This window comes from Polynucleobacter sp. MG-5-Ahmo-C2, from assembly GCF_018687735.1.
GTDB lineage: Bacteria > Pseudomonadota > Gammaproteobacteria > Burkholderiales > Burkholderiaceae > Polynucleobacter.
In genome coordinates this window covers 1,133,898-1,147,122 of sequence record NZ_CP061304.1, presented here as the reverse complement: position 1 = coordinate 1,147,122, position 13,225 = coordinate 1,133,898, and the positions used below count along the sequence as shown (strand labels likewise).

The 13,225-nt window shown below is 46.0% G+C and carries 11 protein-coding genes; 8 read left to right on the top strand and 3 right to left on the bottom strand.

The window, feature by feature from the left end:
• The first annotated feature begins 1 nt into the window (after position 1).
• The 5 genes from infB to C2740_RS05955 all read left to right on the top strand — a co-directional run bounded on the left by infB (position 2) and on the right by C2740_RS05955 (position 7,079).
• Positions 2 to 2,755 carry a translation initiation factor IF-2 gene (infB, locus tag C2740_RS05975; protein WP_215292291.1) on the top strand — a complete coding sequence of 918 codons (2,754 nt, stop codon included), beginning with the start codon at positions 2 to 4 and terminating at the stop codon, positions 2,753 to 2,755.
• Between the two features lie 12 nt (positions 2,756 to 2,767).
• Complete coding sequence (gene rbfA, locus C2740_RS05970; protein WP_215292289.1) at positions 2,768 to 3,145, top strand: 30S ribosome-binding factor RbfA; 378 nt, start codon at positions 2,768 to 2,770, stop codon at positions 3,143 to 3,145.
• A 4-nt stretch (positions 3,146 to 3,149) separates the two neighbouring features.
• On the top strand, positions 3,150 to 4,061 hold the full coding sequence (truB, locus tag C2740_RS05965) for a tRNA pseudouridine(55) synthase TruB (RefSeq protein ID WP_215294333.1): 912 nt from the start codon (positions 3,150 to 3,152) through the stop codon (positions 4,059 to 4,061).
• A 64-nt stretch (positions 4,062 to 4,125) separates the two neighbouring features.
• Positions 4,126 to 5,943 (top strand): translational GTPase TypA, encoded by a 1,818-nt coding sequence (typA, locus tag C2740_RS05960; protein ID WP_215292287.1) that lies wholly within the window; start codon positions 4,126 to 4,128, stop codon positions 5,941 to 5,943.
• A gap of 149 nt (positions 5,944 to 6,092) precedes the next feature.
• Positions 6,093 to 7,079 carry a tripartite tricarboxylate transporter substrate-binding protein gene (locus tag C2740_RS05955; RefSeq protein WP_215292285.1) on the top strand — a complete coding sequence of 329 codons (987 nt, stop codon included), beginning with the start codon at positions 6,093 to 6,095 and terminating at the stop codon, positions 7,077 to 7,079.
• 75 nt (positions 7,080 to 7,154) lie between these two features.
• On the opposite strand, the gene C2740_RS05950 is transcribed toward C2740_RS05955, so the two are convergent.
• The gene (locus C2740_RS05950; RefSeq protein ID WP_215292283.1) at positions 7,155 to 8,774 is read right to left on the bottom strand and encodes an FMN-binding glutamate synthase family protein; all 1,620 of its coding nucleotides are present in this window, start codon (positions 8,772 to 8,774) and stop codon (positions 7,155 to 7,157) included.
• 142 nt (positions 8,775 to 8,916) lie between these two features.
• Here C2740_RS05950 and C2740_RS05945 point away from each other — a divergent pair, with 142 nt between their 5' ends.
• From C2740_RS05945 to C2740_RS05935, 3 genes are all read left to right on the top strand, one after another.
• Positions 8,917 to 9,828: a pseudouridine synthase gene (locus C2740_RS05945; protein WP_215292281.1), complete on the top strand. Its 912-nt coding sequence runs from the start codon at positions 8,917 to 8,919 to the stop codon at positions 9,826 to 9,828.
• A gap of 211 nt (positions 9,829 to 10,039) precedes the next feature.
• Entirely contained in the window at positions 10,040 to 10,909 is an 870-nt protein-coding gene (locus tag C2740_RS05940) for an AAA family ATPase (protein WP_215292279.1), read from the top strand.
• 12 nt (positions 10,910 to 10,921) lie between these two features.
• Positions 10,922 to 11,383, top strand: coding sequence for a polymer-forming cytoskeletal protein (locus tag C2740_RS05935; RefSeq protein WP_215292277.1), 462 nt, complete (start codon positions 10,922 to 10,924; stop codon positions 11,381 to 11,383).
• 6 nt (positions 11,384 to 11,389) lie between these two features.
• Here the strand turns inward: C2740_RS05935 and C2740_RS05930 are convergent, their stop codons facing one another.
• Positions 11,390 to 12,355 carry a M23 family metallopeptidase gene (locus tag C2740_RS05930; RefSeq protein ID WP_215292275.1) on the bottom strand — a complete coding sequence of 322 codons (966 nt, stop codon included), beginning with the start codon at positions 12,353 to 12,355 and terminating at the stop codon, positions 11,390 to 11,392.
• A 12-nt stretch (positions 12,356 to 12,367) separates the two neighbouring features.
• Positions 12,368 to 13,192 carry an SPOR domain-containing protein gene (locus tag C2740_RS05925; protein WP_215292273.1) on the bottom strand — a complete coding sequence of 275 codons (825 nt, stop codon included), beginning with the start codon at positions 13,190 to 13,192 and terminating at the stop codon, positions 12,368 to 12,370.
• Positions 13,193 to 13,225: the final 33 nt, after the last annotated feature.

Sequence of the window (13,225 nt, the reverse complement as noted above, 5' to 3'; positions counted from 1 at the left end):
CATGGCAACAACAACAGTAAAAGTACTCGCTAAGGAACTTAAAAGAACCGCGGCTGACCTCTTGGAGCAATTGAAGTCGGCTGGTATCGATAAGAATTCTGAGGATGAGAGCATTACCGAGAAGGACAAGACTGTTCTGCTTGAGCATTTGCAAAAGGCACACGGTAATACCGAGGCTGGAGCTCGTAAAAAGATTACTTTAATCAAGCGCGAGAACTCTGAGATTCGTCAGGCGGATTCTGCTGGACGAACACGTACCGTTCAGGTTGAGGTACGCAAAAAGCGTGTGCTAGTGAAGGCGGGAGAAAAAGTGCCTGCAGCCGAAGAGGCGCCAGCAAAAGCAGCTTCACCTGCTGCACCAGCTAAGTCAATTCTGTCTGAAGAGGAATTAGAAAAACGCGCAGCTGAAGCAGCTCGTCAAGCGGAATTATTGGCTCGTCAAGAGGCAGAGATGCAGGCGGCTGAAGAGGCTCGTCAAAAAGAAGTGGCACAGCCTGTTGCTGAAGCTCAACCTGAGGACAAGGCTCCTGCCGCAGCCGCAGCTGCCGCTGAAAAGAAAGCCCAGAGCGATAAAGCTGCTAAAGAGCTAGCGGCAAGTAAAGAAAAAGAGTTGGCTGAGATTCGTGTTCGTCGCGCTGCTGCTGAAGCGGAAGCTTTGGCTATTCGTGACATGATGAGTGCGCCTGCCCGTGTTCTGAAAGCGCCAAGCGAAGTAGCCGCTGAAGAAGCGAAAAAGGGTACTTTGCATAAACCTGCTAAAGCAGAAGGTGCAGATGACAAGAAAAAATCTCCAGCTAAGGTTGGGGGTAAAACCATTAAGTCTGCAGAGACATCCTCTACTTGGCAAGAAGAAGGCGCCAAGAAACCGGGTGGTCTGAAAACTCGCGGTGATTCATCTGGTGGTGTTGGTGGTTGGCGCTCAGGCGGCGGTCGCAAAAAACAACGCCAAATCGCTGAAGCTAACGTAGATACAAACTTCCAGGTTCCAACGGAACCAGTGGTGCGTGACGTGCATGTTCCTGAAACGATTACGGTTGCTGAGTTGGCTCATGCAATGGCCGTCAAGAGCGCTGAAGTGATTAAGCTGCTAATGGGTATGGGCCAGATGGTTACTATCAACCAGGTACTGGATCAAGATACCGCAATGATCATCGTTGAAGAGATGGGTCATACCGCGCATGCTGCTAAATTGGATGATCCTGATTTAGATCTTGGCACCGATGGTCATGATGCAGAATTGCTACCACGTCCACCAGTCGTAACTGTCATGGGTCACGTTGACCACGGTAAAACTTCTTTGCTCGATAAGATTCGTGCAGCTAAAGTCGCTACGGGTGAAGCGGGTGGTATTACTCAGCACATTGGCGCATACCATGTAGAAACTCCGCGTGGAATGATTACTTTCCTAGATACCCCAGGTCACGAAGCTTTTACAGCAATGCGTGCTCGTGGTGCTAAGGCAACGGATATCGTGATCTTGGTTGTAGCTGCAGACGACGGTGTGATGCCACAAACTAAAGAAGCGATTCACCATGCGGTTGCTGGCGGCGTGCCTTTAGTTGTTGCTATTAACAAGATTGATAAGCCAGAAGCTAATGCTGATCGTGTAAAAACTGAGTTGGTAGCAGAGCAGGTAGTTCCTGAGGAATACGGTGGAGATGTGCCATTCATACCAGTATCTGCAAAAACTGGCGAGGGTATTGACGCATTGTTAGAAAACGTACTTTTGCAAGCGGAAATCTTGGAGCTCAAGGCCGCAAAAGATGCTCCAGCTCAAGGCTTAGTGATCGAAGCGCGTTTAGATAAAGGTAAGGGACCGGTCGCAACGATCTTGGTTCAATCTGGAACACTTAAACGTGGCGACATGCTCTTGGCAGGCTCAACCTTCGGTCGTGTGCGTGCGATGATGGATGAAAACGGTAAGCCATGTAATGAGGCTGGCCCTTCTATTCCGGTAGAGATTCAAGGTCTATCTGAAGTGCCCGCTGCTGGTGAGTCTGTGCAGGTAGTTCCTGATGAGCGTAAAGCTCGCGAAATTGCGCTCTTCCGCCAAGGTAAGTTCCGTGACGTGAAGTTGGCGAAGCAGCAAGCATTCAAGCTCGAAACCATGATGGAAAACATGGAAGAGGGTGCAATTGAGGCGAAGCTGTTGCCATTGATCATCAAGGCTGACGTGCAGGGCTCACAAGAAGCTTTGTCACAATCTCTCATGAAGCTTTCTACACCTGAAGTGAAAGTGCAAATCGTTCACGCGGCTGTGGGCGGCATTACGGAAACCGACGTCAATTTGGCGGTTGCCTCTAAAGCAGTCATCATTGGCTTTAACTCACGTGCAGATGCGGCGGCTCGTAAGCTAGCTGAGAATAATGGTGTCGATATTCGTTATCACAACATTATTTATGACGCTGTTGACGAAGTGAAATTAGCTTTGAGCGGCATGTTGACTCCAGATAAGAAAGAAGAAATCACCGGTCTCGTTGAGATCCGTCAAGTCTTCTTGGTATCTAAAGTTGGTGCTATTGCAGGTTGCTTGGTGGTTGATGGCGTTGTTAAACGCTCTTCAAGCGTTCGACTCTTGCGTGACAACGTGGTTGTCTGGTCTGGCGAGTTGGATTCTCTTAAGCGCTTTAAAGATGATGCCAAAGAAGTTCGTGCCGGTGTTGAGTGTGGTCTGTCATTAAAAGGCTATAACGATATTAAAGAAGGCGATCAGCTTGAAGTGTTCGAAGTTACAGAAGTAGCACGTTCACTCTAAGTTATCAGCCCCATGCATAAGACTAGTCCGCATCGTAACCAGCGTCTCGCCGATCAAATTCAGCGAGACCTGGCTGAGCTGATTCCCCGTGAGTTACGTAGTCCTAGCTTAGGCTTAATTACTTTGCAAAGTATTGAGCTGACGCCAGATTTGGCGCATGCAAAAGTCTTCTTTACGGTGTTAGGTGCAGAGCCTGAGCATGCTTTAAAAGCACTTCAAGAAAAAGCAGGATATCTACACTCTTTATTGTTTAAGCGTTTGCATATTCATACCGTGCCGACATTACATTTCCACTATGACAGCTCAGTGGAGCATGGCATAGAGATGTCTCGTTTGATCGATCAAGCAGTAGATAGTGATCGCAGCGATCATCAAGATGAGACTCAATAATTTCATGGCTACTCGGATCGACGGCGTAGTGTTGCTAGATAAGCCTGCGGGAATGAGCTCTCAGGGTGCGGTTACCGCTGTCAAGCGCGCATTAAATGCTGATAAAGCAGGCCACACGGGTACCTTAGATCCCATGGCGACTGGTCTTTTGCCAATTTGCTTGGGTGAAGCTACTAAGTACTCTCAAGATTTACTGGAAGCTGATAAAACGTATATTGCTCAGGTGAAATTTGGGTCACGAACTGATACCGGCGATGCGGAAGGCCTCATCATTGAAGAGCTAGCTTTACCCGTCTTTGCAAGTGAAGTAGAGCTTAAAAAAGGATTAGATGCATTACTCCCAAAATTTACTGGTCCGATTTCTCAAGTTCCGCCAATGTATTCAGCGCTCAAGCGTGACGGTAAACCTTTATACGAATATGCGCGTGCTGGTGTTGAGTTAGAGCGTACTGCTCGTGATATCACCATTCATCACATTCGTTGGACTAATATCCAGTGGCCAGAAGCGACCTTGGAAGTATCTTGCAGCAAAGGCACTTATATCCGCGTCTTGGCTGAGGATATTGGCAATGCTCTAGGCTGTGGCGCTCATTTGGTTGGCTTACGCCGTACTGAAGTAGGGCATTTAAATTTAGAGCAGTCATTTACGATTGAATCGATTCAGAGCGGCTTACAAAATAGCTCCAGTTACATCTTGCCGGTAGATGCTTTACTCCAAACCTTGCCCCACCTGACAGTGGATGAGCAACAAGCAAAGCGTCTAGAGATGGGGCAACGCGTACCGCTTAACTTACCCTCTATTGAGGCTTTGGTACGTATTTACCGTGCCACTGCTGCTCCCCATAACTTTATTGGAACTGCTGACTGGCGCTCTGGGGTTTTGCATCCGAGGCGTCTGATTTCTCAGGTCCATTAAATCAAACTGACTTATTTATTTACTAACCTTATTCCAACCCTATTTTTAACCTCAAAAGCTTCACATGACTAAACGCGCACTTCGTAACATCGCTATCATCGCCCACGTTGACCACGGTAAAACTACTTTGGTTGATCAACTTTTACGCCAATCTGGCACATTCCGCTCTAATGAAAAAATGACCGAACGCGTCATGGACTCAAACGATCTGGAAAAAGAGCGTGGCATTACTATTTTGTCCAAGAACTGTGCAGTTGAATACGACGGCACGCATATCAACATTGTTGATACCCCGGGACACGCGGACTTCGGCGGCGAGGTAGAGCGTGTGCTCTCTATGGTTGACGGTGTATTGCTTTTGGTTGATGCGGTCGAGGGCCCAATGCCACAAACCCGCTTTGTGACCAAGAAAGCATTGGCTCTTGGCTTAAAGCCAATCGTTGTGATTAATAAGGTTGACCGTCCAGGCGCTCGTTGTGATTACGTGATTAACGCAACCTTCGAGCTATTTGACAAACTTGGCGCTACAGAAGAGCAGCTCGACTTCCCAATCATTTATGCATCGGGCTTAAATGGCTATGCGGGTATGAGTGAAGATGTTCGTGAAGGCGATATGCGCCCATTATTCGATGCCGTCTTAGAGCACGTTCCTGTTCGTGACGATGATCCAGATGGTCCCTTACAGTTCCAGATTTCTTCGATTGACTACAACAGTTATGTAGGAAAAATTGGTATTGGCCGTGTAAATCGTGGTCGCGTTAAGTCCGGCATGGAAGTGATTTGCATGAATGGTCCAGATGGTGTGCCATTTAAAGGTCGTGTAAATCAGGTATTGAAGTTCAAGGGATTAGAGCGCGAAGTTGTTGAAGAGGCAATCGCTGGGGATATCGCCTTGATCAATGGTATTGAAGAATTAGCGATTGGTACAACAGTTTGTGCGGTTGACAAACCAGACGCATTACCAATGCTGAAGATTGATGAGCCAACCTTGACCATGAACTTTATGGTGAACACTAGCCCATTGGCTGGTCGTGAAGGTAAGTTTGTAACCAGTCGTCAGATTCGCGAACGTTTAGATCGCGAACTCAAATCTAATATGGCTTTGCGTGTCAGAGAAACAGATGACGATACCGTTTTTGAAGTATCGGGTCGCGGTGAACTGCACCTTACTATTTTGGTTGAGACCATGCGTCGTGAAGGTTATGAAATGGCTGTCTCACGTCCACGCGTAGTTTTCCATGAAGAGAATGGCGTCAAGATGGAGCCGTACGAAAACTTAACAGTTGACGTAGAGGACTCTACTCAAGGCGCAGTGATGGAAGACTTAGGTAAGCGTAAGGGTGAGTTGCAGGATATGGTGAGTGATGGCAAAGGCCGCACTCGTCTTGAGTACCGCATTCCGGCACGTGGCTTGATCGGCTTTCAGGGCGATTTCATGACCATGACTCGTGGTAATGGTTTGATGAGCCATACCTTTGATGCCTACGCACCTGCTAAGGATGGTGTCTTAGGTGAGCGTCATAACGGTGTATTGATTAGCCAGGATGACGGTGAAGCGGTTGCTTATGCTATTTGGAAATTGCAAGATCGAGGCCGCATGTTTGTCAAGCATGGTGACCCTGTATATGAGGGTATGGTGATTGGTATTCATAGTCGTGATAACGACTTAGTTGTTAACCCCATTAAAGGTAAGCAACTCACCAACGTGCGCTCTTCTGGCACCGATGAAGCGGTTCGCTTAGTAACTCCTATTGATTTGACTTTGGAATACGCTGTTGAATTTATCAGCGATGATGAGTTGGTTGAAGTTACCCCTAAGAGCGTGCGTGTTCGTAAGCGCCACTTGAAGGAGCATGATCGTAAGAAGGCTTCACGCGAGTAGGAGCTGAAGCTGCACCATAAGGCCATCTTCGGGTGGCCTTTTTTATGTCTAAATGGGTTCTTTCCAGCAAAAAGCTCCCATCAATTAAAAAATTTCTTTAAACTCTAAGTTTGTATTTTTAACCACGAATAGTAAGGATTCCCGTGAAAATGTCTCTTTCAATTTCTCGCATTGCTGCGATATCGCTTTGTATTTTAGGTATTGGTGCTACTACAGCAAATGCCGCTGATTTTCCTGGAGATCGACCAATTACTTTGGTGGTTCCATTCTCAGCAGGTGGCCCAACCGATAAAGTGGCGCGTGAGTTAGCTCTTGCAATGGGCAAGCAACTGAAAGGCCAGGTAATCGTTGATAACAGTCCTGGTGCGGGCGGCACGATTGCAGCGAAGCGCGTAATTAATTCTAAGAATGACGGCTACACTTTACTCATTCATCACATCGGCATGTCCACTGCGCCAGCCTTATATAAGAACCTTGGGTTTGACCCAATGACTGATTATGAGTATGTTGGCCAGGTTGCTGACGTGCCAATGATTTTGGTTGGCAACAAAGATCTGCCTCCGAAGAACTTCCAAGAACTGCTTCCTTACATGAAAGCAAACGTGGGCAAGATTGCTTATGCAAATGCCGGAGTGGGTTCTGCAAGCCATTTGTGCGGCCTACTCTTTATGAGCCGTATACAGTTGGACTTAACGACTGTGCCATATAAAGGCACAGCACCTGCATTGACAGATCTGATTGGTGGTCAAGTGCAACTTATGTGTGATCAGACTACCAACCTTTCTGGTCAGCTGGCAACTAACGCTGTGAAGCCATATGGCTCAACCACCTTGCAGCGTATCAAAGCGTTTGACAAGATTCCAACTTTGAATGAGCAGGGCTTAAAGAACTTTGAGGTCAAAGTGTGGCATGGCGTGTATGCACCTAAAGGCACCCCAAAAGCAGAAATGGATAAGCTTGCTAAGGCATTGCAAGGCGCTATTCAAGATCCGCTCTATAAGCAACATATGGCTGAATTGGGTGTAGAGATTCCATCTCAAGCCAATGCAACACCTGAAGGCTTGAAAAAACATCTCAAGGCACAGATTGATTTATGGTCACCAATTATTAAAGCAGCTGGTATCTACGCAGACTAAGCAGTTGGTATGCGTCAGCACTACACCGCCTTCGGGCGGTTTTTTTCATGAATTTAAATAATGGCCAATCAGTGCTTAGTGGGGTTTGGCAGCAAAGCTCTCCGCTTGAGCGACATCCCAATACAACTCATATACTTTCGGTAAAGTGCTGCCTTCTTCCTCTGACAGTAAGCTGCCCGCAGGAATATCTGGCAAGAGGTCTTCTAGGAGGCGCACCTCATTGGCGCTAACGCGCCGCATAATATGGCGAGTGTTAATTTCAACGGGGTGTTGAAGACCTGCTGCTTCAACGATTTCCTTGAGAGCTTTGAGTGTTTCTTTATGAAATTGATACACCCGCTCTGATTTATCGGTAACTACCAATGCCTTTTGTCGATCGGGATCTTGTGTGGTGACGCCGGTAGGGCAGAAGCCCGTATCACAGACTTGTGCCTGTATGCAGCCAACTGAGAACATGAATCCGCGAGCGCTATTGCACCAGTCAGCTCCTAAAGCAAAAGCAACCGCCATATCAAAGGCGCTGATAATTTTTCCAGAGCAACCAATTTTAATTTGCTCACGTAGATTAACCCCAACCAAAGAGTTATGCACCAGACGCAAACCTTCTTGTAATGGTGTGCCTACATGGTTACTAAATTCAACGGGAGATGCTCCAGTCCCACCTTCTGTCCCATCTACCACAATGAAGTCGGGATAAATTTTCGTCTTCAACATGGCCTTCACAATCGCAAACCATTCCCAAGGATGGCCAATGCACAATTTAAAGCCTACTGGCTTTCCGCCAGACAGTTCGCGTAATTGCTGAATAAACGCCATCATTTCTAATGGGGTAGAGAAGGCGCTATGGGAAGATGGCGAGACGCAGGCTTCGCCTACTTTTACTCCTCGTGCTTCAGCTATTTCTATGGTTACTTTTGGTCCCGGTAAGATGCCGCCATGACCAGGCTTTGCGCCCTGACTGAGTTTGATTTCAATCATTTTGACTTGGGGTTTAAGGGCATTCTCCGCAAACTTTTTGGGGTCGAACTGGCCATCTTCGGTACGGCAACCAAAGTACCCAGAGCCAATTTCCCAAATCAGGTCGCCACCATGTAAGCGGTGATAACGAGAAATTGAGCCCTCACCAGTGTCGTGTGCAAAGTTTCCCTTCTTCGCGCCTAAGTTAAGCGCCATGACTGCATTGGCACTTAAGGCTCCAAAACTCATGGCTGAGATGTTAAAAATACTGGCTGAGTACTTTTGAGTGCAATCCTTGCTGCCAATCTCGATTCGAAAGTCATAGTTAGATAGATGGGTTGGGGCTAATGACTGGTTAATCCATTGGTAACCAGGTGCCATCACATCAAGCGTTGTACCAAATGGACGTTTATCTGAAACTGCTTTAGAGCGTGAGTACACCAGAGTCCGCTGACTTCTGGAGAAAGGCGTTTTGTCGTTATCGCCCTCAATAAAGTATTGACGAATCTCGGGTCGAATAAATTCCAATAAGAAACGCATGTGACCCAAAATGGGGTAGTTGCGCAAAACAGCATGTCTTGTTTGCAGGCGATCATGAATTCCAAGAATCGTCAGGAGACCAAAAATAGCCAAGGGATACCATGCAACGGGATTTATAAAAAGGCCAACCGCGCTAATTATTGTTCCAGCAACGCAAATTGCAAAAGTGCTAAGACGTATTGGTAGGATGGGACTCATTTTACGGATTCACTTATCTTTGGATGAGGGTTAAGTATAAGCATGCAATAGAATCATTGGGTGACAGTCTCTCCTGATATATCTACGACCTAAAATACCCCTAGTTTCCCCTTATGGCAATTACCCGTTCTCTATCTGATTTATGAAAGTCAATGCTGAGGGGGTCTCGTCGTCGCGAGTCTTTTTACCGGGCGATCAACAATTCCAAGGTTTACTGGAATTCTTTATCCATACATTTCCGCACATTCAGTCAAGTGAGTGGGAAGCACGTTTTGCTGAAGGTTTAGTCATGACCATGGATGGCGAACCAGTGCGAGCTGGCGATCCTTATCAAGCAAACACCCATTTAATGTATTTCAGGCGTTTAGCCCGTGAACCTGAAATTCCTTTCACAGAAGAAATTCTCTATCAAGACGAGCATATTGTTGTTGCCGATAAACCCCATTTTTTACCAGTGACACCCAGCGGCCTTTACCTGCACCAAACTTTACTCAATCGACTCAAAAGGCGAACTGGCATTCAAACCTTAAGCCCAATTCATCGCATTGATCGAGACACTGCCGGCCTGGTAATCTTTTCCGTGCAAGCACAAGAAAGAGCGCAATATCAAAATCTGTTTAGAGATCGAGCTGTTAAGAAGGTATACGAAGCCATTGCACCCTATAGCGAGGAACAAGCCCTCAAATTGCCAATGACTTACCGCAGTAGATTGGTAGAGTCTGAGCATTTTTTACAGATGCAAGAAGTGCCGGGTGAACCCAATACAGATACCTATATCGAGTTACTTGAAGTCGACAAGCCTTGGGCCCGGTATCGCTTAATTCCGGGTAGTGGCAAGAAACATCAATTGCGCAGTCATTTAAATGCATTAGGCATTCCCATTCGAAATGATCAAATCTATCCGCTTCTTACCCCTTATCAAGAGTACGACTTAGACTTCTCCAAGCCTTTGCAGCTCTTAGCCAAAGAGCTGTATTTTGTAGATCCTATTAGTAAACAAGAAATGTTTTTTGTAAGTCATCAAGAGCTAGATTCTTTTCCATCCACTAAGTAATAGAGCGCTGATTTTTATCGAGCAAATATCCTGATCATTGGATTTATGTAAGGATAATGCTGACATTTACATGGTTGAACTCTTCGATGCTGGTTTTTATATTGAAGTTTGATCTGCAATTGCTTAATTTTTATGAGAAATTTGTTGCAAATTGTGATGCATAGCAATAGGATGAATGTCCAATTTCAGCAAAGCAGAACGGGTGATTGTCATGGAAACAATAAAAGTCTTGGTAACAAATCGCAAGGGTGGGGTTGGCAAAAGTACGATTGCCGCCAATCTTGCTGCGTACCTCGCACTCCAAAAAGGTTTGAAGGTTTCATTGATTGATTACGATGAACAAAGCTCATCTTCTGCTTGGATTAAGAAGGCTCCAAATATTGGCATAGAGACCTATCGCGCTGAAATGTCTTATCAAAGTGCTGGCATGACTTTATTGAGCGCTAGATCTTCCTTGCGTAAATTTTCAACCGGTTTTGATGTCAGCATTTCTGACCTCACTTGGACGCCAAATATGGCGGAAAATTTTATGCATGATTTTGATGTCATTCTGGTGCCAACCTCAACCTCAAAATTTGAATTAGCCAGCACTGAAATTTTTATCTTGGAATATGTATTGCGCAACAGCCCCTTGATCAGCAAAAATAAACAAGCCATCATGGCAGTGCCAAGTAGGGTTGAGACTAATTTTGCAGAAACGAGCATCTCCACCAATTTGGCTTCCTTGGGAATGTGTTACATCACTCCACCTGTATTGCGTGCCAGTGAAATTGATCATTTTGTTTACGAAGATTTTTTCTGTGTCTCTAGCAATGCCACTATCTCGAATTACTTCTGCCGCTTCGGAGAATTTGTAGCTCAGAAGATTCTGGAGAAAAAGCGCGAACGTGAAGTGCCTGCTTCTAAATTAGGTGCTATTTATTCAGGTCTTGGTAAGGGTATTTTGATACTGGACCGATATCGTCAGAATAAAAAACTATCTGGTATGCAAGCTCGCTCTCAAATGCAGGCTTTTAAAGCAAATGAGCAGATAGCCGCTGATGCTTCGACTATTCCCGCTTTTCTCAGCAAGCAAAATTAAAGAGGTCTGACGATGTTTGGTAAAAAAAATAATGAGCACAAGTTTTCTGAGCCTCAGATTGAATCCTTTGGAACCATTGTTGGAAGCGCCACTGAATTTCATGGTGCCTTGATGGTGTCAGAAAGCGTCAGAGTTGACGGTAAAATTTTTGGGAATATCGAAGAACGTGCAGGCCAAAGAATTACCGTAGCAATCGGTAAGGGTGGTGAAGTGCACGGGGATATCTATGCTTTCCGCATTCTCATAGCTGGAATGGTGAACGGCAACACCTATGCTCATGAGAGAGTTGAGCTGCATACGACTGCTAACGTCCATGGCGACGTTACCTATGACACCATCGGAATTGAGCCTGGGGCTACCCTCAATGGGCAGATGATTTCAAAGAGGGCGGAGCCAAACACTACGCCTGATTCAGCTACTCAGCTGCAAGATACTATCAATAAGATTAAACAAGACGCAGGAATTTCGTCTTAGTTTTCCCTAGTTTTCTTTAGTTGCTGCTGGCTTAGTAAAAGCCAAAACATCCATCGGATTGAGTAGTGAACCATTCTTATAAACACTGAAATGCAAGTGTGGTCCGGTAGAGCGGCCAGTATTGCCAACCTCTCCAATCAGTTGACCGCGCGTAACCGTGTCACCCTGGTTTACTAAAAGTTTCTGACAATGAGCATACAAGCTAGTAAAGCCTTCAGTATGTTTAATCTCAATGACATTACCCAATTCTGGATCGTGCTTTGCCCGAATGACGGTGCCATTGCCGGCTGCTAATACCTGGGTGCCAGGTTTGGCATTGAAATCAATACCAGGATGAAAGGCGGGACTGTTGGTAATGGGGTCTAAGCGTGCACCAAAGTTACTACTTAAGCCATAGCCAGCCGCTAAGGGTGGTTTTGTAGGCAAGGGAATCAAGCGCTCATATTTTTCTAGCCAGGCTTCTTTGAGCGACTGTATTTTTTTATCAAGACTCTCTGTAGACTCTAGAGTTTTAATAATGCTGTGTCTTAGGCTGGTGTTTTCTTCAAAATGAACCTGATAGGGAAAGAGGGGCAAATATGGACCACCTTTGCCTGCACCTGTCTCGCTCTCTTTATCTTTGCGCTTGTCCTTTAGTGGCAGTGGTGTTGCGAGCGCGGCATACTGTTCGTTAATCTTGCTGAGTGCATCAATTTTCTGATCCATTGCCTTTAAGTTGCCCTGGAGTTTGCTCAGCTTTTCACGGTATTCATCCTCAACGTGATACAGCTCTTCTGAGGTAATCACACCACCCATATCGCGTGCCATACCAGGGTCAAATTTAATGGCAACCCTAAAGCCCATGAAATAGATGGCACTTCCAATCATGATGAACAAGAAGCCGAGTGCAGCAGCAAACCGAGTTAGCTGGGTCTTGGTGATGTTAAATTTTCTGTAGTGGGAGGTTGCCCCTGAAATCCAAATGATTTGCATGATGTAACTCGATTAGTTCTTAGATGTTGTCTGAGATGTTTCAATGATCGAGTTGGTAATTCCTTGACTAGCCAGTTTTTTGGATAGTGCTTCAGCACTTTGTTGATTTGCTAGGGGTCCAATACGAACACGAAAAATATTGCTGCCGTTAATTTTTGCGGGATCAACAAAGCTGGTGTAGCCTTTTTGATTGAACGCTGCCACCTGATCATTGGCAATTTCTTTAGTAAAAAAAGCACCAGTTTGAATAAAGTATTTGGAGTCGCTCGAAGCGCTTGCAGCTGCTTTCTCTGGGTTAGCGCTGGAGGGCGCAGGCGTGACTGCTGCCGCAGATGGGGCTGAAGGCGCTGGAGTTTTTTCAATTGCCTTGATATTGATTTTAGGGGGCGCTACCTGAGGGGGTGCTCCCTTAGGGGCTAGTTCAGCTTTATCGGCAGTTTTGATATCCGCTGGAGGGTTATTTTTTGCAGACTCTTTTGGGGCATCACTCGTCCCAAAATGGACAACTTTACGAACTACGCTAACGGAGTATTCGTTCTTGGTTTGAGGATTTTCTAACTTGATCTCGGCGGTACTGCCGACTTTGCCACGAAGCATGTTCTTAATATTGGCTGGATCCATGCCTTTGAGGGTTGACCCATCGACGCTAATCATGATGTCGTTGACCTGAATTCCGGCCTGGGCTGCCGGGGATTTGTCCTCGACGTACTTAATCACAATCATTCCTTCGGCGTTTTTGGTGTAACGGATCCCAATAACACCTTGCTTCTCGCCCTCTGTATTTTGAGCAAAAACCAGTTGCGTGGATAAAAGGAGGATGGCGATGAGGTATTTCACGTATTTTCGGGCCTTAAAACTGAGTCTGATTGC